This is a genomic window from Burkholderia sp. AcTa6-5 (assembly GCF_017815075.1).
Classification (GTDB): domain Bacteria; phylum Pseudomonadota; class Gammaproteobacteria; order Burkholderiales; family Burkholderiaceae; genus Burkholderia; species Burkholderia sola.
Genome location: NZ_JAGIQE010000001.1, coordinates 37733 through 60257, shown reverse-complemented (window position 1 = coordinate 60257; position 22525 = coordinate 37733). Strand labels below are relative to the sequence as shown.

The window sequence follows — 22525 nt, the reverse complement described above, 5'->3', positions numbered from 1 at the left end:
GGAAAACGTTTTCCAATGCTCGAGCGCGACGCCGATCACGGCCCGTGCAGGGGGAACGCTTGCCTGCTCGATTTGCGATTCAGGCCGTCCGTCTTCAAGGATCAGGGTTTGCAAGGCGGACGCCCGGTACGGGCACCGAGCGCGGCATCGGCGACACGTGCCCGTGCTTCATCACTATTCAAAATTGGAGACACCATGCATCCGCGCAGCAGATTCGCGCTCAGCGCCCTTTCCGTCGTGCTCGTCAGCGCGTGCGGCGGCAACGACGTGACCGACACGCCGTCGGCGCCCCCTACGTCCACCCCGCCCACGCTCGCAGCGAACTCGCTGCAGGCGCTCGTCTACGGCGCGCCCGACACCCGCGTGCCGGCCGGCACGAACATCCCGCTCACGATGATGGGCCAGATGCGCGCGCTGTTCGACCTGATCCGGAAATCGCCCGATTTCACGCAGGTGGTGATGGATCTCGGCGACGGCACGCCCGTCCACGTGCTCGACACGAATACCGGCGACAAATTCCTGCCCGGCAAGCTCGCGCTCGGCCTGTCCTACATCCTGATCGACATGAAGGCGAAGAACGACCCGCAATACGCGAGCTACCTCGCGACGTACCAGACGATCACGACCGCGATGATGGCGCAGTCGGGCGGCAACTACGCGTATGCGAATACCTCGTGGGGCGAGTACTACTACCTCGTCGCGCTGAACAACCTGAAGGCGCACGGCATGCTCAACGAAGTCTTCAGCGATGCGATGCTGGCGACGCTGCAGCAGCGGCTCACGTTCTGCGACATGTTCGGCCCCGATGCGAGCGGCAAGACCACGACCTGCCCGGCCGCCGGCACGCCGATCGACATCGCGTCGCTCAACACCGCGCAGAACTACTATGCGGTGTCCTACGGCATTGCCGGGCTGCGCCAGAAGCTCGGCTGGAGCAGCCCGTCGTTCGCATCGAAGACCGATCCGGCGGTCGCGACGATGAGCGCACGCGACGCGCTGCTGTACACGCTGACGAACCACATCCGCAACGACTCGTCGGGCGGGTTCTCCGACGAAGCATCGAACACGCACACGACCTACTACGACCAGACGCGCTTCGACCGCTACAGCACGCTGCTGATCGGCGAAGTGGTCGAGCGCACGTTCGAGATGGGCAACGAAGCGAATCTGACGCCGGAGCTGAAGGGCTATCTGCGCAAGTCGGTCGACCTGATCCTGCCGCAGCTGAACGCCGACGGCCAGGGCTTCAACTACGGCCGCTCGATCGGCCCGTACGGCGATTCCGCGTTCATGGAGGTGCTGACGGCCGCGGCCAATGCCGGCGTGCTGACCGATCGCGAGAAACAGGTTGCGTATGCATTCATCTATCAGGCCGCGCGTCGTTTCGACACGTACTGGTACGACCCGTCGCTGCCGACGCCGTCGGTGAACATGTGGGTCAAGGGCCGCGGCACCGACACGTATCGCGGCAAGCCGCGCGTGATGGGCGAGAACTTCAGCCTGCTGCACCAGTACCTGTACGTGAACGCATGGTGGAACAAGCTCGGCTTCGGCGGCCAGGCGCCGATGGCCGATGCGGACTACCGCGCGTGGCTCGACGCGCTGCCGCGCTACACGCTCACCTGGTACAACCAGCCGGGCGATGCCGCGCATCCGTACAGCGCCGCGCTGCTCACCGTGCGCGACGGCCGGCGCGTGATCAACCTGAACCTCAGCCAGGCGCCCGACTACGACGCATACACGCCGTATTACCCGGTGCCGTTCTCGGACAAGCTGATCTACGGCACGACCGACCTCGGCTATGCGCTGCTGGTGCCGCAGGTGACGTACAACGCGAAGACCTACATTCCCGTCACGTACTACAAGAACCTGAACGTGCAGCAAAGCAACGGCCAGGTGATCGTGTCGTTCGATACGACGAAGTTCCGCGTCGCGTCGAAGAACACCGCGTACACGACGGATCTCGACCTGCTGGTGCACACGGTGCTGACGTTCGCGCACGGCATGATCTCGCGCAGCGATACGCTGAGTTCGGGCACGCTCGCGGGCAACCTCGCGGTCGAGACGGACTTCACGTCGTTCGCGGATTTCGCGTCGACGCAGGCCAACGGCGACGGCGTGTCGGTAACGTACGCAAACAGCGCGGCGACGCGCTATGCGGCATCCGGGTTCGACAACTGCGCGCTGTCCGCCTTCGACACCGCGAACGGCACGACGAATCCGCTGTCGACGACGCCGATCGGGCAGTTGCATTCGAACTTCGCGTGCACGACGAAGCCGTTCGCGCTCGGCGCGGGCGCGACCCGCACGGTCGGGTGGACGCTGAAGTACGCCGATCCGGCGTAAGCGACAAGACCGCGCTCCCGCGCCCCTTCCCGAAGCCGGTTGCCGAAGCCGGCTTCGGGATCATGCAGTGCCCGGGCCCGCGTTCACCACCACCGCGATCCCGCCATATACGCGCCCAGCGCGATCAGCCCGACGAAGAAGCAACGCTTGAACATCTTCTCGCTCATCACGCGCCGCGCGTATTGGCCACCGGCCATCCCCGCCAGCGCGGGCACGAGCGCGAGCGCCGACACGCCGAGATCGACCGTCTGCAGCGCGCCCGTCACGCGCAATTGCAAGCCGAGCACGATCGTCGATGCGGTAAACGACAGCCCGAGCGCCTGGATCAGATCGTCCTTGGACAACCGCAGCGCCTGCAGGTACGGCACGGCCGGTACGACGAACACGCCGGTCGCGGCCGTCACGACGCCCGTCAGGTAGCCGACCACGGCCGACAGCCATGTTTCATGGCGGCCCGGCGCGGGCAATCGCGCCGCCGCCAGCCCCCATACCCCGTAAAGCACGAGCACGACGCCGAGCGCCGCGTGCGTCCATGTGCTGCCGGCCGCGAGCGCCGGCAGCCCGCCCGTCAGCGTGCCGACCGTCAGGCCGGCGAGCAGCGGCCACAGCCGGCGCAGCAGCGCGCCGAACGACGGGCCGAGCCACAACTGCCACACGTTGGTGATGAACGACGGCACGAGCAGCAGGCTCGCCGCGGCCGACGGCGGCATCGCGAGCGTCAGCAGCCCCATCGCGATCGTCGGCAGCCCGAGCCCGATCATCCCCTTCACCGCGCCGGCCAGCAGGAAAACCAGCACGATGATCGTCAGCGTCTGAATTGACATGGCGGCATTCGTCCGTTGAGTACGGCGCCGATGGTGCCTGCCCGCCATGCCGCCCGCCATCTGGCTTTGCCTGAGGCTGGCTCGGGCCCGCCGGACGGGGCTTCGGGGCCCCGACCCGGCCCCATGCATCACCCCCGGCCCTGCTCGCTGTCGAGGTGCGCCATCTGCGCGGCCGGATAGCGCTCACCGGCAGCCGCCCCGGCGGGAACCGCCGCTTCGATGCGTGTACGCTCTTCGACCGTTAGTTGCAATTCTGTCGCCAGCAAACCGTCCTGCAGTTGCGTGCGCTTGCGCGCGCCGACCAGCGGCACGATGTCGGCGCCACGCGACAGCGCCCACGCAATCGCGACCTGCGCCGGATTGCTGCCCTTCTCGTCGGCGATCGCGCGCAGCGCGTCGACCAGCGCGAGGTTGTGCGCGAGGTTCTCGCCCTGGAAGCGCGGGCTCGCCGCGCGGAAATCGCGCTCGCCCTGCCGCGCCGCCGTCCAGCGCCCGCCCAGCAGCCCGCGCGACAGCACGCCGTAGGCCGTCACGCCAATGCCGAGCTCGCGGCAGACGGGCAGGATCTCGGCCTCGATCCCGCGCGACAGCAACGAGTATTCGATCTGCAGATCGGCGATCGGCGCGACGGCGGCCGCGCGGCGGATCGTGTCCGCGCCGACTTCCGACAGCCCGATATGGCGCACGTAGCCGGCCTTCACGAGATCGGCGATCGCGCCGACCGTCTCCTCGATCGGCACCGCCGGATCGACCCGCGCCGGCCGGTAGATGTCGAGGTAGTCGGTGCCGAGCCGCTTCAGCGAATAGGCGACGAAGTTCCGGATCGCCGCGGGCCGCGCGTCGTAGCCGGCAAACCCGCCGGCCGGATCGCGCAGCGCGCCGAACTTCACGCTGATCACCACCTGGTCGCGCGCCCGGCCGCGCAGCGCGTCGCGGATCAGCATCTCGTTGTCGCCCATCCCGTAGAAGTCGCCGGTATCGAGCAGCGTGATGCCGTGGTCGAGCGCCGCGTGCAGCGTCGCGATGCTTTCGTCGCGATCGGCCGGCCCGTAGAGATCCGACATCCCCATGCAGCCGAGCCCGATCGCCGAAACCTGTGGGCCCGTGCGGCCCAGTTGACGCCTGTCCATGTCCGTTTCCTTCGAATGGTGAGTGGATGAAACGGATTCTGGCCGCACGACGCCGCGCGATAAACGCGAAACGCCCCACCAAACCATTCGACGGTGATTAACAATGGAGCCTTGTTCCCGTTCCCGCCAAGGTTCTCGCCCGCATGGACCATCTGCAAGCAATGCGCGTCTTCGCGCGCGTCGCCCATCTCGGCAGCTTCACGAAAGCGGCCGAGCAGCTCCAGCTGCCGCGCCCGACGGTCAGCAATGCCGTCCAGTATCTGGAAAAGCACCTGAAGATCCGCCTGCTGCAACGCACGACGCGGCGCGTCGCGCTGACGGCCGAGGGCGCGACCTACTACGAGCGCTGCGTGCAGTTGCTCGCCGACCTCGACGATGCGGAGACGCTGTTCGAGGATGCCGGCGCGTCGCCGCGCGGCGTGATCCGCGTCGATCTGCCCGAGCGGTTCGCGCTGAACCAGGTGATTCCGGCACTGCCCGATTTCCACGCGCGCTATCCCGACCTGCGCATCGCGATCAGCACGACCGACCGCTTCGTCGATCTCGTCGCGGACGGCATCGACTGCGCGGTGCGGGTCGGCGTGCTGTCCGACACGTCGCTCGTCGCGCGGCGCGTCGGCGAAATGGCGCAGATCAACTGCGCGTCGCCCGCGTATCTCGCGCGACACGGCCTGCCCCGCTCGCCGGACGATCTGCCGGACCACGTCGCGGTCGGCTATTTCTCGAGCCGCACGGTCCGCGAGCTGGACTGGGAATATACGGACATGGATTCGGGCGAGATGCACACGGTGAAGATGCACAGCGTCGTGTCGGTCAACAGCTCGCAGGCGTATCTCGCGTGCTGCCTCGCGGGCCTCGGGCTGATCCAGGCGCCGCGCGACGGGCTCGCGCCGCTGCTCGCCGACGGCTCGCTGGTCGAGGTGCTGCCGGAATGGAATGCGGGGCCGCTGCCCGTGTCGGTGGTGTTTCCGACCGGCCGGCATCTCGCGCCGCGCGTGCGGATCTTCGTCGACTGGCTCGCGGAAACGCTCGACGGCGCGCACCGGGCGGACTGACGACGGCCGTGCCGGGGCCGTTCACCCCGGCGCCGGCGCCCTCAGAACTTGTGGCGGATCGCGGCGCGCACCGCGAACTGGTTCGACGACGCCGACGGGCCGTCGGTCCCGACGACATAGCCGCCGTCGGCTGCCGTGCCCGTCTTGTCGCCGCCCACCTTCTGCCACGCGCCCTGCAGGTACACGTCGGTGCGCTTCGACAGGCTGTAGTCGGCCATCAGGCCGACCGTGTGGTACTTCGGCTTGAACGAACCGGCCGCGGCGTCGTACTTGCCGTCCGTATACACGTACTGCGCGCCGAGGTAGAACTCGGGCGTGAGCTGGTACTTGCCGTTGATCTCGAAGTTCTGGAACTTCGTCGCGGTCAGCCCGAGGCCGGCGAACGTCGACGCCGGCAGGTAGACCGTCGATACCGGGTTCTTCACGTCGGTCTTCGTATAGACGACGCCGACCGTCGCCGGGCCGAACGTGTAGTTGACGCCGCCGCCGAAGATGCGCAGCCGATCGGCGACGAAGTTCGCGTCGTCGGCCGCGATCGCGCCCGCGTTGCCGATGCCCGGGTTGTTCGCCTGCAGGTACGCGGCCGCGACCTGCAGCCCGGCCAGCGAATACTGCGCGCCGATGCTGTACTGGCGGTTGTTCGAGAAGCCCGTGCTGTTGCTGAAGCTGTACGTGCCGCCGAACGTCAGGCCGTTCCAGTCGGCGCTCGCGTACTTGACCGTGTTGTTGACGCGGAACGAGTTGTCCGTGTTGTCGTTGTCGAACGGGTGCGAGAACAGCGTGCCGCCCCAGTTGCCGTTCGCGGTCAGCGGCGCGAGATAGTCGACGACGGCATCGTACTGACGGCCGAAGGTCAGCGTGCCGAAGCGAGACTCGGACAACCCGACGAACGCCTGACGGCCGAACATGCGGCCGCCCTGGCCGAGCCGGCCGTTGTTCACGTCGAAACCGTTTTCCAGCGTGAAGACCGCCTTCAGCCCGCCGCCGAGATCCTCGCTGCCCTTCAGGCCCCACCGGCTGCCCTGAGCATAGCCGCTTGCGAGCTGGTAATTGGTCTTTCCGACCCCATTGACGTTGACGTTGTTCGTGTAATTGAAGCCTTCGTCGATCACGCCGTACAGCGTCACGCTGGTCTCGGCAAAGGCCGGCGCGGCGAAGGCGGCGAGCGCGGCGACAAAAATGACGTGCTTCCTCATGACGAATCTCCGGAGCCGGGGGCCGGGCAGGCCATGCGCCCGGCGAATTGTTCGATCTGTTGTATGTGTGGCCCGCAGGGCGGACGACGCGGTGTGCGGCCGCGTGAGGACAAAATGGTGTCACGACGCAAACCGCCCGTCCATCGGGTGCGGGTCGTCGCGCGCAAAGCGTTGCGCTCGTCCAACTGCCCCTTGCGCGGACGGCCTGACCGGGCTTGTCGGTAGCGGCCGGCCGGCCCGCCATTCGCGTAAACCCGAAAGGCTTCGCATCGATGGCACAATGCGCATCCGTTCGCCATTTCTTCACGAAGTCATGCTTGACCCCGATTCATGCGCGGCGCGTGCCGGCCGTGCCCGCGGCCCGTGCCGAAAGGCGCCCCGATGACCGCGCCGGCCCGGGCCGGCCGCTACGCCGAGCTCGATTTCTTCCGCGGCCTCGTGCTGCTCGTCATCGTCGTCGACCACATCGGCGGCAGCATCCTGTCGCGCGTGACGCTGCACGCGTACGCGCTGTGCGACGCGGCCGAGGTGTTCGTGTTCCTCGGCGGCTTCGCGACCGCCATTGCGTACAACTCGCTCGCCGAGCGGCATGACGAGGCCGCCGCACGCCAGCGTTTCATCCGGCGCGCGTTCGAGATCTACCGCGCGTTCCTGGTGACGGCCGGCCTGATGCTGCTGATCACCGCCGTGCTGAACGCGTTCGCGATCGACGGCCCGAACATGCCGACCAACGATCTCGACGGCCTGCTGCACAAGCCGCTCGCCGCGCTGCGCGACATCCTGCTGTTCCGCCGCCAGCCCTACCTCGCGTCGGTGCTGCCGATGTACGCGTTCTTCGCGCTGCTCGTCCCGCTCGCGCTGCCGCTCGCGCGCACGCAGCCCTGGCTGATGCTCGCGTTCAGCGGATCGCTGTGGTACGCGGCGCCGCACGTCGCACGCTTCTTGCCGACCGTCGAAGGCGCGCCGTGGGATTTCAACCCGTTCGCGTGGCAATTCCTGTTCGTGCTCGGCGTGATCGCGCGCTGCCAGCCCGTCTACCAGACCCTCGCGCCGAAGCCGCAGGGCTGGCTGCTGACGGCCGCGGCGCTCGCGATCGTCGCGGCCGGCGCGTACTACCGGCTGCGCATCGAGCCGTTCCCGACCGATCCGTCGATCAAGCAGAACCTCGGCGCGCTACGGCTCGTGAACTTCCTCGCGATCGCGTGGCTCGCCGCCAAGCTCGTGCACCTCGGCTGGATGAAGAAGGTCGCGCACGCGATGCCGTGGATCGGCACGATCGGCCGGCAGGGATTGCTGTGCTTCGTCGCGGGCACCGGCATCTCGCTCGCGGTCGATTCGCTGCTCTACCAGGCGACCGAAGGCTATCTCGACGTGCCGCTCGGCCTGACCGCCGACGTGGTCGCGATCGGACTGCTGTATCTCGTCGCCAAACTCTACGGGCCGCTCGTCGCGCGGCTGCCGTTCGGTTCGCGGCCATGACGCGCCGCGCCGTCATGCGCCGCTGCTACGATAGCCGGCGCCACTCCTGAAACGATTCGCCATGCGCCGACTCGCCCTTCCATTCGCCCTCGCCCTGATCGCCGGCGCGATCGCCACCGCCCACGCCACGCCACCGTCGGCCGCGCCTGCCGCCGCGCCGGCCATATCGCCCGCGCCGCCGGCCGTCCAGACCGCGACGACGCCATCGACCGCGCAGGAGCCGCCCGTCAATCCGGGCAGCAGCGTCGTGCTGCGCACGTTCCGGTCGGCGTCGCTGAAGCGCGACTGGTCGTACACGGTCTACCTGCCGCCCGGCTACAACCCGGAAGGCGCGCGCTACCCGGTGATGTACCTGCTGCACGGCAACGCGGGCAACGCGAACGACTGGGTCACGCAAGGCCGGCTGCAGGCCACCGCCGACACGCTGATCGAGCGCCACGACATTCCGCCGGTCGTGATCGTGATGCCGCAGGGCGGCACCGACTGGTACGTCGACCGCAAGGAGAAGATGCAGAGCGCGTTCCTCAACGACCTGCTGCCCGAAGTCGAAGCGCACTTCGCGGTGTCGAACCAGCGCGCGGGCCGCGCGATCGGCGGCGTGTCGATGGGCGGCTTCGGCGCGCTGCGCTTCTCGCTGCTCGAACCGGGGCTGTTCTGCGGCGCGATGCTGCTGAGCCCCGCGATCTATGCGAACGAGCCGCCGCTCAATTCCGCCGCGCGCTACGTCGGCGTGTTCGGCGACCGGCAGTTCGATTCGCGCGTGTGGCACGAGCTGAACTACCCGGCACTGCTGCGCGGCTATTTCGCGCGCAACTGGCGCGTGCCGATGTTCATCGCGGCCGGCGACGACGACCTGACGATCCAGGCGGAATCGAGCGTGCTGTACACGCACCTGCGCCGCGCGCAGAACCCGGCCGAGCTGCGCATCGTCGACGGCGGGCACACGTGGGACGTCTGGCGCGGGTTGCTCGGGCAGGGGTTGAAGTATGCGCTGGAGTGCGTGAAGTGACGGCCGGCGGGCATTGTCCCGCCGTGCCGCTTGCTCGGCTCCGCGTTCAGCGAAAACCATGGCATCCGATGCGCTTGACGGCGTCGCCTGAATCCGTACCCGCCGCATTTCGTCTACATTGCCGAAGTGGCGATGACATCGTTCGTCGCCTGCCTCCCCTACTCGACCCGCAGGAAATCACGCCATGTCCGTCTCGAAGAAATTCGCCGCCGTCACGGGCGCCGGCTCCGGCATCGGTCGCGCCGCGGCCCTCGCACTCGCCCAGGCCGGCTTCACCGTCGCGCTGCTCGGGCGCACGGAGGCGTCGCTGCGCGACACGCAGGACGCGATCCGCGCCGCCGGCAGCGACGCCGAAGTGTTTCCCGTCGACGTCACCGACGAGGCCTCGGTCGACCACGCGTTCGCGCAGATCGCGCAACGGTTCGGCCGGCTCGACGTCCTGTTCAACAACGCCGGGCGCAACGCCCCGGTCGTGTCCCTCGACGAATACGAACTCGACGTGTGGAACAGCGTCGTCGCGACGAACCTGACCGGCGTCTTTCTGTGTGCGCGCGCCGCGTGGCGGCTGATGAAAACGCAAATGCCGCAGGGCGGCCGGATCATCAACAACGGCTCGATCTCGGCGCACGCACCGCGCCCCGATACGATCGCGTACACGGCCACCAAGCACGCGGTGACCGGTATCACGAAGTCGCTGGCGCTGGACGGCCGCCGGTACAACATCGCGTGCGGCCAGATCGATATCGGCAACGCCGCGACGTCGCTCACGGAACGGATGACGCAAGGCGTCCCGCAAGCGGACGGCAGCCTGGCGCCCGAGCCGCGGATGGACGTCGCGCATGTCGCGAACGCGGTCGTCCAGATGGCGAATCTGCCGCTCGACACCAACATCCTCAACATGACGATCATGGCGACTGCGATGCCGTTCGTCGGGCGCGGATAGCGCGCGCCGCGGCCCGTGCCGGGAGACGGCGTTCACGCACTGGCTGCTACCGAATCACTCCGTCGCAACGACGCCGCATGCAAGCACGTTCGCGACGCAGATTCAGTGCGGCAGGCTGATCGCTCGCCGCTCGTCCTCGAGCAGTTGCGTCAGCGAAGCGTGCAACCGTTCGAGGCTGCACGGCGGTAGTGCGAAGCTTGCCCAACCGAGCCCGCCATGACGCAGTAACAGCACCACGCCGCCCTGCACCGGATGGCGCTCGGCATACCAGCAGGGATCCATTTCCGTCACGAATTGCTGCCCGTGTGGCGGACGCTCCGGCACCGCCGGCTGCATCGACGCGCGCAGCAGACTCAAGTACTGGATGACTGCGTCCACGTCTTCCGGATCGAGCACGGCTGCGCCCCGTTCGATCGACATCAGCACCACGAGCTTGCCGCGCTCCTCGATCATCTTGATGCTCAACGGTTGTGTCATTTTTGTCGTCCTTGCCGGAATTACGCGATCCAATTATCGACCTCGGTACACGTGAACCGGCTGAAGATTCGTGAACTGCGCATGAATCTTTTTTTAGAAAGCGCTGGAAAAGTGCGCAGCTTCATCGGCTATGTGGTTGCCCACTATCGCACGCCCGACCGCACCGCCACGCATCTCGCCGCCGCCTGATTCCCCCGGCATCGCGCACGCCGTGGCACACATCCCGACGTCGAAGACGATCCGCGGCTCGCGGCCACCAGCCCGGTTAAGCCCACCCGTTCCTTAAAACTTGTTTCATCTTTTTTGCGACCGGCTGTTAGTGGCCGCTCCGCAGAATGCGCTCATCGGTTGCGCCTCGGGTTTTTCCCGACGACGCGCACATCCGGCTCTTCTTCACGACGATATTGAACGGAGCAGCACCTCATGCTGAAAATTGTCCGGCTCGCGCTCGCCCGGCCCTATACGTTCGTCGTACTGGCGCTGCTGATCCTGATCGCGGGCCCGCTCGCGGCGGTCCGAACGCCGATCGACATCTTCCCGGACATCCGCATCCCGGTGATCAGCGTCGTCTGGAACTACGCGGGCCTGCAGCCGGACGACATGTCCGGACGCGTGATCACGTACTACGAGCGCACGCTCGGCACGACGGTCAACGATGTCCAGCATATCGAGTCGCAATCGTTCCGCGGCTACGGCATCGTGAAGATCTTCTTCCAGCCGACGGTCGATATCCGCACGGCGACCGCGCAGGTCACGTCGATCTCGCAGACCGTGCTCAAGCAGATGCCGCCCGGCACCACGCCGCCGCAGATCCTCAACTACAACGCGTCGACCGTGCCCGTGCTGCAGATCGCGCTGACCAGCAACACGCTCGACGAACAGAAGCTCGGCGATTACGCGGTCAACTTCATTCGACCGCAGTTGCTGTCGGTGCCGGGCGTTGCGATTCCGACGCCGTACGGCGGCAAGACACGTGAAGTGCAGATCGATCTCGACCCGCAGGCGCTGCAGTCGAAAGGGCTGTCGGCGCAGGACGTCGCGCACGCGCTCGCGCAGCAGAACCAGATCATCCCGGCCGGCACGCAGAAGATCGGCCGCTTCGAATACAACATCAAGCTCAACAACAGCCCGCTCTCGCTCGACGCGCTGAACGACCTGCCGATCAAGTCGGTCGACGGCACGACGATTTATGTCCGTGACGTCGCGCACGTGCGCGACGGCTATCCGCCGCAGGGCAACATCGTGCGCGTGGACGGCCACCGCGCGGTGCTGATGAGCATCCTGAAGAACGGCTCGGCCTCGACGCTCGACATCATCGCCGGCGTGAAGGCGAAGCTGCCGCTGGTCGAACAGACGCTGCCGCCGGGCCTGAAGCTCGTCACGATGGGCGACCAGTCGACCTTCGTGAACGGCGCCGTCAGCGGCGTCGCGCGCGAAGGCATCATCGCCGCCGCGCTGACCTCGCTGATGATCCTGCTGTTCCTCGGCTCGTGGCGCTCGACGCTGATCATCGCCGCGTCGATCCCGCTGGCCGTGCTGTCGGCGATCGCGCTGCTCGCGGCCACCGGCGAAACGCTCAACGTGATGACGCTCGGCGGCCTCGCGCTCGCGGTCGGGATCCTGGTCGACGATGCGACCGTGACGATCGAGAACGTGAACTGGCACCTCGAACAGGGCAAGGACACGCGCACCGCGATCGTCGACGGCGCGAAACAGATCGTGATGCCGGCGCTCGTCTCGCTGCTGTGCATCTGCATCGTGTTCGTGCCGATGCTGATGCTCGACGGCATCTCGCGCTTCCTGTTCGTGCCGATGGCCAAGGCGGTGATCTTCTCGATGGCATCGTCGTTCGTGCTGTCGCGCACCTTCGTGCCGATGCTCGCGCAATACCTGCTCAAGCCGCACGCATCGGCCGGTCACGCGTCGGGCGAACTGGCCGCGGTCATGGATCCGCACGCGGGCCATGCCGGCGCGCACGACGTCCCGCCGTCGCGCAATCCGCTGGTGCGCTTCCAGCGTGCGTTCGAGCGCCGCTTCGAAGCCGTGCGCGCGTCGTACCGAATCCTGCTCGGCCTCGCGCTCACGCGCCGCAAGCCGTTCGTCGTCGCCTTCCTCGGCATCGTGGCCGCGTCCTTCCTGCTCGCCCCGTCGCTCGGCCGCAATTTCTTCCCGACCATCGATTCCGGCGAGATCGCGCTACATGTGCGTGCGCCGGTCGGCACACGTGTCGAGGAAACCGCCGCCGAGCTCGACCGCATCGAGAGCACGATTCGCGGCGTGATCCCGCCCGCGCAGTTGCGCGCAGTGATCGACAACATCGGCTTGCCGAACAGCGGGATCAACCTGACCTACAACAACAGCGGCACGCTCGGGCCGCAGGACGGCGACATCCTGATCTCGCTGTCGCACGATCACGCGCCGACCGCCGACTACGTGCACACGCTGCGCGAACGCCTGCCGCGCGCCTATCCGGGCACCACGTTCTCGTTCCTGCCCGCCGACATCGTCAGCCAGATCCTCAACTTCGGCGCGCCGGCGCCGGTCGACCTGCAGGTGGCCGGCCCGAACCAGCAGGCCAATCTCGCTTATGCGCGCGAGCTGTACCGCAAGCTGCGGCTGGTCGCCGGCGTCGCCGATCCGCGCATCCAGCAGGCCAGCACCTATCCGCAGTTCACGGTGACGGTCGATCGCACGCGCGCCGACCAGCTCGGCATCACCGAGCAGGACGTGACGAACTCGGTGGTCGCGACGCTGGCCGGCACCAGCCAGGTCGACCCGACCTACTGGCTCAACCCGCACAACGGCGTGTCCTATCCGATCGTCGCGCAAACGCCGCAGTACAGGATGACCACGCTGTCGGCGCTGCGGAACCTGCCGGTCACCGGCGCGAACGGCCAGTCCCAGTTGCTGGGCGGCCTGGCCACGATCACGCGCGGCGTCGGCAACGCAGTGGTGTCGCACTACAACATCGAACCGCTGTTCGACATCTACGCGACCACCCAGGGGCGCGACCTCGGTGCGGTCGCGGCCGACATCGACGGCATCGTCAAAGCCACCGCGAAGGATCTGCCGAAGGGCTCGACCGTCACGCTGCGCGGCCAGGTGCAGACCATGAACGGCGCGTTCGCCGGCCTGCTGCTCGGCCTCGTGGGCGCGATCGTGCTGATCTACCTGCTGATCGTCGTGAACTTCCATTCGTGGGCCGACGCTTTCGTGATCGTCTCGGCGCTGCCGGCGGCGCTGGCCGGCATCGTCTGGATGCTGTTCACCACGCATACGCCGCTGTCGGTGCCGGCGCTGACCGGCGCGATCCTGTGCATGGGCGTGGCCACCGCCAACGCGATCCTCGTCGTCAGTTTCGCGCGCGAACGCCTGGCCGACACCGGCAACGCGCTGGCCGCCGCGCTCGAAGCCGGTTTCACGCGGTTCCGCCCGGTGCTGATGACCGCGCTCGCGATGATCATCGGCATGGCGCCGATGGCGCTCGGCCTCGGCGACGGCGGCGAGCAGAACGCACCGCTCGGCCGCGCGGTGATCGGCGGCCTTGCGTGCGCGACGATCGCGACGCTGTTCTTCGTTCCCGTCGTGTTCAGCCTCGTGCATCGGCGCGACGCGCTGAAGCACGACGCGCCCCGCGCTTCCTCCCTTTCCGCGTCCGGAGCCTCCCATGTCCACTGAGATCGATATCAAGTCGCCGAAACGGCTGCCCAACCTCAAGCTCGTCGCCACGCTCACCGCGCTGATCGCGGTCGGCATCGTGGCGACCGGCATCGTCGGCCGCGCGCACGCGAAACAGGAAATGACGACCTGGTCCGCCGAACAGGCGGTGCCGACCGTGGTCGCGTACACGCCGTCGGTCGGCGGCGACGGCGCGACGCTCGTGCTGCCCGGCCATCTGTCCGCATTCGAGAGCGCGCCGATCCACGCGCAGGTGTCGGGCTACCTGCATGCGTGGTACACCGATATCGGCGCGCACGTGAAGTCGGGGCAATTGCTCGGGCTGATCGATACGCCCGAACTCGACCAGCAATTGCAGCAGGCGCGTGCCGACCTGCAGAGCTCGCTCGCCAACGAGAAGCTGGCCGCGTCCACGGCCGCGCGCTGGACCAGAATGCTCGCGCAGGATTCGGTGTCGCAGCAGGAAACCGACGAGAAGACCAGCGACCTCGCGGCCAAGCAGGCGATCGTCGCCGCCAACGAAGCAAACGTGCGGCGCCTCGACGCGCTGGAGGCGTTCAAGCGCATCGTCGCGCCGTTCGACGGCGTCGTCACCGCGCGCAAGACCGACATCGGCCAGTTGATCTCGGCCGGCGGCGGCGCCGGCCCGGAGCTGTTTGCGGTGTCCGACGTCCACCGGATGCGCGTCTACGTGAGCGTGCCGCAGAACGAGGCCGCCGCGATCCGGCCCGGCATGACGGCCACGCTGACCGTGCCCGAGCATCCGGGCGAGACCTTCCGGGCGACGCTCGTCGATACCGACGACGCGATCGCCGATTCGACCGGCACGCTGCTCGTCCAGTTGATGGTCGACAACCGCGACGGCAAGCTGATCCCCGGCGAATACACCGAAGTGCATTTCGCGCTATCGGCCGGCAGCACCCACGTGCTGACGATTCCGGCCAGCTCATTGATCTTCCGGCAGGCCGGCCTGCAGGTCGCCGTGGTCGGCAAGGACGATCGCGCGGTACTCAAGCCCGTGACGATCGCGACCGATCTCGGCACGCACGTGCAGATCGCGACCGGCCTCGCGCCGGACGATCGCGTGATCGACAATCCGCCCGATTCGCTGGCCGACGGCGACCCGGTCAGGCTCGCGGCGCCGACCCCCACCGTTGCGTCTGCCAAGCGCAACACGGAGCGTGCGCATGGCTAACCGGCTTCGGCTCTGCGCGATGCTCGCCGGCGTCGCGTTCCTCTGCGCGTGCTCGTTCGCGCCCGCCTATCACGCGCCGCAAACGGCGCTGCCGGCCAGCTTCAAGGAAGCGGGCGGCTGGCAGGCCGCGAAGCCGGCCGACCGCATCGCGCGCGACGGCTGGTGGACGGCGTTTCGCGACCCCGTGCTCGACCGGCTCGAGGCACGGGTGGCCGCGGCCAACCCCGACGTGGCCGCGGCCGTGGCGCGCCACGACGAAGCGGCCGCGCTGTTCGATCAGGCGCGCTCGGGGCTGTTCCCGACCATCGGCCTCGGCGCGCAGGTCTCGAGCAACCGCCAATCGGCCACGCGGCCGCTGCGCGGCTCGAACCAGCCGAACGTCTATGGCGACAACACCCTCGACGCCGGCTTCGACTACGACCTCGACTTGTGGGGGAAAGTCCGCAACGAAGTCGCGGCCGGGCGCGCCGACGCACAGGCCAGCGCCGACGATCTCGCGTCGGTCCAACTGAGCCTGCAGGCCAGCCTCGCCAGCGCGTACTTCAGCCTGCGCGGGCTCGATCAGCAGCAACGGTTGCTGGCCGACACGATCGACACCTACCGGCGCGCGCTGCGCCTGACGATGAGCCGGCACGCGGGCGGCATCGCGTCCGATCTCGACGTGTCGCGCGCGCAGACGCAGCTCGATTCGGCCCGCGCGTCGGCCGAGGACATACGGGCGCGGCGCGCGCTCGACGAGCACGCGATCGCGACGCTCACGGGCGTACCGGCGTCGTCGTTCTCGCTGACGCCGAACCTGAACGCGGCGTACCTGCCGACGATCCCGGCCGGCATTCCCGCGACGCTGCTGCAGCGGCGACCCGACGTCGCGGCCGCCGAGCGGCGCATGGCCGCCGCCAACGCGAAGATCGGCGTGGTGCGCGCGGCGTTCTTCCCCGACGTCACGCTCGGGCTGGTCGGCGGCTACCAAAGCTCGGGCCTCGGCCACTGGCTCCGCGCGCCGAACGAGATCTGGTCGATCGGGCCCAGCCTCGCGCTGACGCTGTTCGACGGCGGCCGGCGCCAGGCGCTCACCGACCAGGCGCGCGCGCAGTTGGCCGAGAACGGCGCGAAATACCGCGCGGTGGTGCTCGACGCGTGCCAGCAGGTGGAAGACAACCTCGCACTCACGCATCACCTCGGCGACGAAGCCGATCGCGAGCAGGAAGCACTCGAGGCGGCCGAACGCACGTTGCAGTTGTCGATGTCGCGCTATCGGGACGGCGTCGTCAGCTATCTCGATGTGGTAACCGCGCAGACCACCGAACTCAATACGAAGGTTGCGATGCTGGCGCTGGACACGCGCCGGCAACTGGCGGCGGTGGGGTTGATCGCCGCGCTGGGCGGCGGGTGGTCGACCGATGAAGCCGGATCCGGTACGCAAGCACCGGCCGCGACACCGGCCCGTGCAACGAACTGATTCCCTTGCGACACGGACGAGGCGTGTCGTATTTCAAGGCACCCGTCGCGATGACGGGTGCCGTTTTTTACGTCGGCCCGACCGCGCGAAACGCTTCACGGCATGCCGGTTTGATGTCGCCGCGACTGCGCGCCGATGCATGAATTTCTTTTCACGTTGCGTATGCCGATCCGCTAATGTCCGCCGCCTATGCTTGTCCTCAACCCGTGCGCGACACCGACACGCCGCGCCGGTGGATGAACCCGTTCAATCATCATGAGGACTCCCGACATGAAAACCGCCAACGTCATTGCCGCGACCCTGCTCGCCGCAATCGGCACGCTGTCCGTTCCCGCGTTTGCACTGACCGGCAGCCGGCCGGTGCAGATCTCCCCGGCCGCCACCAAGGACGGCGTGCCAGGCACTCAGGCTGCCGGCCAATGGGTGCCGCCTTACGGCCAGCCGATTCATGAAAAGACGCGCGCCGAGGTCCATGCCGAGCTCGTGCACGCCGAACAGGACGGACAACTCAAGTACCTGAACTCCACGCTCTATTCGCATTGATGCGCGCGACCGTGCGGCCGGGCGGGGTGCCCGGCCCACGCCGGCAGCGCCGCCAGCCGCCCACCGAATTGCTCAAACTTCATGAAACTTCGTCCGTTGCTCGCTCGTTCCGCCCGTATCGCACTCGTCGCGATGGCTGTCAGCGTCATGTTGTCCGGGTGCGCCTCCGCGCCGCCCGACGGCCCAGACGATTGTGTCGGGCCGCCCGACTTCTGCGTGCCGTTCTTCGGCTCGTAAACGAACATGACGGGCGCGCTGCCATCGGCAAGGCGCCCGTCATGTTCGTTGCTCGGCCGGAATCGCGCGTTCATGCGTCCGGCGGCGTCACCGGATAGCCGTAGCGGCTTGCGCTATCGATTCGAACGTCGGGCATCTCAGCCCTGGTGCGATTGCGTGCTCGATCTGTCCGCGCGATGCGACGCGAGATTGCGCTCGGCATCGATCGCACGATCTCCATGTTCGGCTTTTGCGTGCGCGAGCGTCACATCGGCAATCGCGAGCCCGGTTCCCTGCACCTTCGCGAACGCCGGCAGCGACGAACACGCCAGCGCGATCAGTCCAGCCGTCATGACGGTCGATTTCATTGCATTACCCCCAGTGCGCACCGCGCGGTGCGCGGCATCGAATGATCCATCGCTCGACGATACGCCGCTGCGCCTGACCATCCGGGAACACAGGCATGAAGGATTCTTTAACTTTCAGTGCATGCGGCAGCCCATGCATGACCGGATGCGGATTTTCCTAAAACATGTTTCATCCTCGCGCTGCTGTTTGGATAGTCCGCTGTCCCTAATCTTCGTCCCGCGGCCGACGCAGGCATCCTGCCGTACGGCCTCTATTCAACGCTATCCAGGAGCCGAAGATGAATCATCCCATCCGTTACCTCGTCTGCGCCGCCATGCTCGCATCGAGCGTCTCCGCGCATGCCGAGACGAACCTCACGTCGGCGCAATGCCATGACTATCCGTTCGTGCACGCGAACGGCCCGATCTCCCACCGACAGCTCGTCAACGAACTGAACGAGCTGGAGTCCGTCGGCTACGATCCGTCGTCCGGAGACGAGAGCAGCTATCCCGACGATATCGATTCGGCGCAGGCGCGCCTGATGCAGAAGTACCGGCGCGATTGCGCCGGGGTAGCCAATACCGTCGCGTCGAGCGGTAACTGAATTGTCCGCATGGCAACCATTCTCCGAGTTTGCGCGCGAGCCTTGTGACCGCGCGCGTTTTCCTGTGAAGTTGATAACCGATACGCCCCATCGATGCTTCACGACCGGCTCGCCAGTATCGCCTTTCGTCCGTCGACGGACTCGTACGTCATGGCGTCGTCGATCAGATCGAAGCTGAATTCCTGACCGACGCGCGTCCTGAACACGGGATCGCCGATCACGCTCTCGAGCGCATGCAGCGCAGCCACCAGCCTTTCATGCTCTCGCACCGTGCGGCTCTCGAAATTGCTGAAACGCTGCATCGACAGATCTTTCATCATGAAGAGCGGCGCCGACACGGGAAACGGAACGGGGCCAGCCATCGTGCCGTAGAAATATACGGACGAGCGCATCGGCAGACAGGTTGCCAGCTGGCCGGTCAGCGCACCGCCCACGCCATCGAATACGGCCGTCGTTCCAAGCTCCGATGACAGCTTTCCAAGTGTGTCGGTAAAGTCTTCATCGGCGCGCACGATATGCTCGACACCATCGCGGTGCAGAGCCTCCTGCGCAGCCTGGCTCCTCACCATGGAGATGACCGGCATATTTCTCTGACGAGCGAGGGCCGCGAGCGCCAGACCGGTTGCCGAGTTCCCCGCCGTGGCGATCACGCCGCGATGCCCGGCCTCGGTAATCGTTTCGAGAAACGCATAGGCTGCGATCACGTTGACCAGCGACCCGCAATAGTCCCGTGCGCTGACGTGTTCGGGCAAGATCAGGCAACTCGTGTAAGGCACCTGCGCTTTTTCGCACCAAAACCCGAGGTTGTACGCGCTACGGTTCAGCGAGCGGTAGACAGCGACACGTCTTCCCATATAACGCTCTGGTACACCGGCACCCGTCGCCACTACCGTCCCGGCACCGGATGCGCCCCACACACCGTGCTGGCTCGCCGGCAGCGCTTTGCCATCGTCAGCACGCGCACGCAAAAATATCTTGTCGCCATGGTTGATTGCAGATGCCTCCATGTCGATCAGCACATGGCCTGCTTCCGGCCGGCTCGGCGGCCGGATATCGCGAACTTCCAACGAGCGTTCAGCGGTAACGCAGATAGCTTTCATGACGCGTTTCTCCAGCGATAAACAGCGATGGCGGTAACTGCACAGGCGGTAACTTAAACAAGTAAGCCCGTTGCCGAAACGCAGCCTCCCGGCATACCATCGATTCCAATACAGAATGGATCGATACGAATACCCATGGATCGTCTGGATGCAATTCGCCTGTTTGTCCGACTAGTCGAATGCGGCAGTTTTTCCGCAGTAGGGCGAGAGGAAGGCATTGGACAACCAACCGTAAGCAAGCAGATTGCCGCGCTGGAGCAGTATCTCGGTGCTCAGCTGGTGTTGCGAACGTCGCGTCAGGTGGTGATCACCGCGGCGGGCCAGGCGTTCTATGAATCGGCCAAGCCCTTGATGGAGGGCTTCGATTCGCTGGAGTCGTCGGTCGGGACGCGACAGCAATCGCCGCAAGGCTTGGTGAGATTGACGACCGCGCCTGCCTACGGCCGCCTGTGCGTGACGCCGCTCCTTCCCGGGTTCTTTCGGCAATATCCGCACGTTGCGCTCGAATTATCCGTATCCGAACGACAGGTCGACCTGGTCGGGGAAGGCATGGATCTGGCAATCCGCCACGGGCCGCTGGTGGATTCCTCGCTGACAGCGAGAAAACTATCGGAAACGGAATCGCTGCTCGTGGCCAGTCCGGGCTATATCGCAGCGAAAGGCAGGCCTGCCCGGCTGGCCGATCTGGACGGACATACAGGCGTCGTCTTCGCTCGAAACCATGAGCGCCGCCCTTGGCGCTTCAAGGTCGGGCGGGAAACCGTTCATCGCGTTCCTCAGGGGTCTTTCTTTACGGGTGACGCAGAGCAGGTGCGCGCCGCGGTACTGCACGGGCTCGGCATTGCCCAGGCGCCACGATGGCTCTTCGGAGCGGAAATCGATACCGGGCAAGTCGAAGTCCTCCTGCCCGAGTTTCAGCCGGAACGCATGGCAACCCATCTCGTCTATCCCACCGGTCGACGCGTACCGACGCGAGTCCGGGTAGTGATCGATTACTTGATGTCGGCACTCGGAACCGCTTCTACCTGAACCGGGCCAGCCGATCGCGCGTAGCGGCTTGTCGCCATCCTACCTTTTCCAACTTCGATCCCAAGGCGGCTCGTTGCCGCACGCTGCAGTCAGGTAGTCGACGAACCGTCGAACCTTGAGCGGGATGCGCCGAGCACTCGGGTAGACCGCCTGTATCGTCAACTCGGTTGCTCGGTAGCTTGGCAGTAGCGCGACGAGCTCGCCACGTCGCACATGCTCCCCGAAGACGAAAGTCGGGCCGTACGCGACGCCGGCGCCCGCCAACGCGGCAGACAGAAGCATCTGGGTGTTGTTGGCAGCGATTCGACAGGGCCCTTCGATGACATGCGCGCGGTTTTTCGCATCGAATAATGTCCAATCCCCGGCCGAGACGGCCTCGCTGAAGACGAGCCGCTGTGCATGAACCAGATCACTCGGCTTACGCGGCATTCCATGCCGCTCGATGTACGCGGGCGACGCGCATATGACCATTCGACATGGCGCGATGCGACTTGTAACGAGCGCGCTGTCCTGCAGCTTCCCAATCCGGATGGCGACGTCGATGCCGTCCTCCAGGAGATCGACATAGCGGTCGCCGAGCAGCACTTCCACGTTGACCTGCGGGTGGTCCTCGAGATAGCGGGCCGTGACCTCGCCCAAGTGCATCGCACCGAACGTGACAGGCGCCGCAATGCGGAGAACGCCGCGCGCCGTGCGTTGCGAATCGTGCGCCTCCCGGTTGGCGTCTTCAAATGCTTCCAGAATTTGCTTGCTGCGAGCGTAGTACGTCTGGCCGATATCGGTCAGGCTCAAGCGCCGCGTGGTGCGTTGCAGAAGTCGCGCGTTCAGTTGGGCCTCGATCGCACTCACGTGTTTCCCGGCCATCGCCGGCGACAACCCGAAGCGCCGCGCGGCTGCAGCCAGACTGCCCTCTTCGACAGCAGCGACGAACACGCCAAGGCTGGTCAATCGGTCCATTTTCGCCCCCGCCTGATTCGATAACACCATTATCGACTGCCGCTATCCCGCGTGCAATTATCAAATTGCAGGCGCGACGCTACGATTCATCCATCCAACCGGGAAGAGGCAGCGCAAATGGAAATCGAAGCGAATGGCACGCGAATCCACGTGACCCAAGCCGGCCAGGGCGACCCGGCCCTGGTGTTCCTGCATTACTACGGCGGCTCGTCGCGGACATGGCAACGCGTGACGGACCTGTTATCGAGCCGATATCGCACCGTCGCCACTGACCATCGGGGCTGGGGCAAGTCCGATGCGCCGGCGGATGGCTACGGTATTGCCGATCTCGCTGCCGACGCCGAGGGCGTCATCGAGACACTGGGTTTGCAACGCTACGTACTCGTCGGTCATTCGATGGGTGGCAAGGTCGCGCAGTTCATCGCGTCGCGACGGCCGAACGGGCTTCAAGGCCTTGTGCTGGTCGCGCCATCGCCACCATCGCCGATGCTGCTTTCCGCGGAAGAACGTGCGACGCTGACGGGCGCCTATCAATCGCGCGAGTCGGTCGAATTCGTTATCGACCACGTACTTACCGCCAAACCGCTCGACACCGCCTGCCGCGAAATGGTCATCGAGGATAGCCTGAAGGCTGCGCCGCAGGCTAAAGCTGGTTGGCCGGAGGTGGCGATGCGCGAAGATATCAGTGCGGCCGTAACTTCGATCGACGTACCGACGATCGTCCTCTCCGGGGAACTGGACCAGGTGGATCGCGTGGTCACATTGCGAACGGAACTGCTGCCGCGTATTCGGCAAGCGACCATGCATATTCTTCCTGGCGTCGGCCACTTGGCGCCGCTAGAGGCGCCGACCGAAGTTGCGCGACTCATCGAAGACTTCGTTGCTGCGGCAAAACCTGAATGGCGTGCCGCACCCACCGCACAATGAGCACCCGACG

At 66.4% G+C, this 22525-nt stretch carries 21 protein-coding genes; 13 read left to right on the top strand and 8 right to left on the bottom strand.

Translation table 11 applies throughout. The annotated features are described in order from the left end of the window. The first annotated feature begins 195 nt into the window (after positions 1 to 195). Positions 196 to 2346: a hypothetical protein gene (locus J8I33_RS00240; protein ID WP_209932466.1), complete on the top strand. Its 2151-nt coding sequence runs from the start codon at positions 196 to 198 to the stop codon at positions 2344 to 2346. Positions 2347 to 2429: 83 nt separating this feature from the next. Here the strand turns inward: J8I33_RS00240 and J8I33_RS00235 are convergent, their stop codons facing one another. Further along, positions 2430 to 3170 (bottom strand): sulfite exporter TauE/SafE family protein, encoded by a 741-nt coding sequence (locus J8I33_RS00235; RefSeq protein WP_209924904.1) that lies wholly within the window; start codon positions 3168 to 3170, stop codon positions 2430 to 2432. A 128-nt stretch (positions 3171 to 3298) separates the two neighbouring features. Next, positions 3299 to 4300 carry an aldo/keto reductase gene (locus tag J8I33_RS00230; RefSeq protein ID WP_209932462.1) on the bottom strand — a complete coding sequence of 334 codons (1002 nt, stop codon included), beginning with the start codon at positions 4298 to 4300 and terminating at the stop codon, positions 3299 to 3301. 143 nt (positions 4301 to 4443) lie between these two features. Between J8I33_RS00230 and J8I33_RS00225 the strand changes: the two genes are divergently transcribed. After that, complete coding sequence (locus tag J8I33_RS00225; protein WP_209932456.1) at positions 4444 to 5355, top strand: LysR family transcriptional regulator; 912 nt, start codon at positions 4444 to 4446, stop codon at positions 5353 to 5355. A 41-nt stretch (positions 5356 to 5396) separates the two neighbouring features. On the opposite strand, the gene J8I33_RS00220 is transcribed toward J8I33_RS00225, so the two are convergent. Continuing rightward, positions 5397 to 6551 (bottom strand): porin, encoded by a 1155-nt coding sequence (locus tag J8I33_RS00220; RefSeq protein WP_050012844.1) that lies wholly within the window; start codon positions 6549 to 6551, stop codon positions 5397 to 5399. A gap of 381 nt (positions 6552 to 6932) precedes the next feature. Between J8I33_RS00220 and J8I33_RS00215 the strand changes: the two genes are divergently transcribed. From J8I33_RS00215 to J8I33_RS00205, 3 genes are all read left to right on the top strand, one after another. After that, positions 6933 to 8030 carry an OpgC domain-containing protein gene (locus tag J8I33_RS00215; protein WP_050012876.1) on the top strand — a complete coding sequence of 366 codons (1098 nt, stop codon included), beginning with the start codon at positions 6933 to 6935 and terminating at the stop codon, positions 8028 to 8030. A 61-nt stretch (positions 8031 to 8091) separates the two neighbouring features. Continuing rightward, positions 8092 to 9039: an alpha/beta hydrolase-fold protein gene (locus J8I33_RS00210; RefSeq protein ID WP_050012845.1), complete on the top strand. Its 948-nt coding sequence runs from the start codon at positions 8092 to 8094 to the stop codon at positions 9037 to 9039. A 184-nt stretch (positions 9040 to 9223) separates the two neighbouring features. Further along, positions 9224 to 9982 carry an SDR family oxidoreductase gene (locus J8I33_RS00205; protein ID WP_209932450.1) on the top strand — a complete coding sequence of 253 codons (759 nt, stop codon included), beginning with the start codon at positions 9224 to 9226 and terminating at the stop codon, positions 9980 to 9982. Between the two features lie 102 nt (positions 9983 to 10084). On the opposite strand, the gene J8I33_RS00200 is transcribed toward J8I33_RS00205, so the two are convergent. Continuing rightward, the gene (locus J8I33_RS00200) at positions 10085 to 10459 is read right to left on the bottom strand and encodes a hypothetical protein (protein ID WP_050012847.1); all 375 of its coding nucleotides are present in this window, start codon (positions 10457 to 10459) and stop codon (positions 10085 to 10087) included. 51 nt (positions 10460 to 10510) lie between these two features. Here J8I33_RS00200 and J8I33_RS00195 point away from each other — a divergent pair, with 51 nt between their 5' ends. The 5 genes from J8I33_RS00195 to J8I33_RS00175 all read left to right on the top strand — a co-directional run bounded on the left by J8I33_RS00195 (position 10511) and on the right by J8I33_RS00175 (position 17334). After that, on the top strand, positions 10511 to 10648 hold the full coding sequence (locus J8I33_RS00195) for a hypothetical protein (protein ID WP_185625016.1): 138 nt from the start codon (positions 10511 to 10513) through the stop codon (positions 10646 to 10648). 234 nt (positions 10649 to 10882) lie between these two features. Continuing rightward, entirely contained in the window at positions 10883 to 14137 is a 3255-nt protein-coding gene (locus J8I33_RS00190) for an efflux RND transporter permease subunit (protein WP_209932444.1), read from the top strand. Next, positions 14127 to 15332 (top strand): efflux RND transporter periplasmic adaptor subunit, encoded by a 1206-nt coding sequence (locus tag J8I33_RS00185; protein ID WP_209932437.1) that lies wholly within the window; start codon positions 14127 to 14129, stop codon positions 15330 to 15332. The genes J8I33_RS00190 and J8I33_RS00185 overlap by 11 nt, the downstream gene beginning before the upstream one ends. Beyond that, complete coding sequence (locus tag J8I33_RS00180; protein WP_209924897.1) at positions 15325 to 16791, top strand: efflux transporter outer membrane subunit; 1467 nt, start codon at positions 15325 to 15327, stop codon at positions 16789 to 16791. The genes J8I33_RS00185 and J8I33_RS00180 overlap by 8 nt, the downstream gene beginning before the upstream one ends. Before the next feature lie 270 nt (positions 16792 to 17061). Continuing rightward, on the top strand, positions 17062 to 17334 hold the full coding sequence (locus tag J8I33_RS00175) for a DUF4148 domain-containing protein (protein ID WP_204384308.1): 273 nt from the start codon (positions 17062 to 17064) through the stop codon (positions 17332 to 17334). On the opposite strand, the gene J8I33_RS00170 is transcribed toward J8I33_RS00175, so the two are convergent. Next, on the bottom strand, positions 17322 to 17645 hold the full coding sequence (locus tag J8I33_RS00170) for a hypothetical protein (RefSeq protein ID WP_185723124.1): 324 nt from the start codon (positions 17643 to 17645) through the stop codon (positions 17322 to 17324). The two genes, J8I33_RS00175 and J8I33_RS00170, sit on opposite strands and share 13 nt — an antisense overlap. A 63-nt stretch (positions 17646 to 17708) precedes the next feature. Then, a complete protein-coding gene (locus J8I33_RS00165; RefSeq protein WP_245170146.1) occupies positions 17709 to 17903 on the bottom strand; it encodes a hypothetical protein in 195 nt (64 codons plus the stop codon). A 293-nt stretch (positions 17904 to 18196) separates the two neighbouring features. On the opposite strand from J8I33_RS00165, the gene J8I33_RS00160 reads away from it, so the two are divergent. Next, positions 18197 to 18502: a DUF4148 domain-containing protein gene (locus tag J8I33_RS00160; RefSeq protein WP_209932432.1), complete on the top strand. Its 306-nt coding sequence runs from the start codon at positions 18197 to 18199 to the stop codon at positions 18500 to 18502. 98 nt (positions 18503 to 18600) lie between these two features. On the opposite strand, the gene J8I33_RS00155 is transcribed toward J8I33_RS00160, so the two are convergent. Further along, positions 18601 to 19602: a zinc-binding dehydrogenase gene (locus tag J8I33_RS00155; protein WP_209932430.1), complete on the bottom strand. Its 1002-nt coding sequence runs from the start codon at positions 19600 to 19602 to the stop codon at positions 18601 to 18603. Between the two features lie 135 nt (positions 19603 to 19737). Here J8I33_RS00155 and J8I33_RS00150 point away from each other — a divergent pair, with 135 nt between their 5' ends. Next, entirely contained in the window at positions 19738 to 20631 is an 894-nt protein-coding gene (locus J8I33_RS00150; RefSeq protein WP_209932428.1) for a LysR family transcriptional regulator, read from the top strand. A 39-nt stretch (positions 20632 to 20670) separates the two neighbouring features. Here the strand turns inward: J8I33_RS00150 and J8I33_RS00145 are convergent, their stop codons facing one another. Next, the gene (locus J8I33_RS00145; RefSeq protein ID WP_209932426.1) at positions 20671 to 21588 is read right to left on the bottom strand and encodes a LysR family transcriptional regulator; all 918 of its coding nucleotides are present in this window, start codon (positions 21586 to 21588) and stop codon (positions 20671 to 20673) included. A gap of 117 nt (positions 21589 to 21705) precedes the next feature. Between J8I33_RS00145 and J8I33_RS00140 the strand changes: the two genes are divergently transcribed. Next, positions 21706 to 22515 (top strand): alpha/beta hydrolase, encoded by an 810-nt coding sequence (locus tag J8I33_RS00140; RefSeq protein ID WP_124639142.1) that lies wholly within the window; start codon positions 21706 to 21708, stop codon positions 22513 to 22515. The last annotated feature ends 10 nt before the right edge of the window (positions 22516 to 22525 follow it).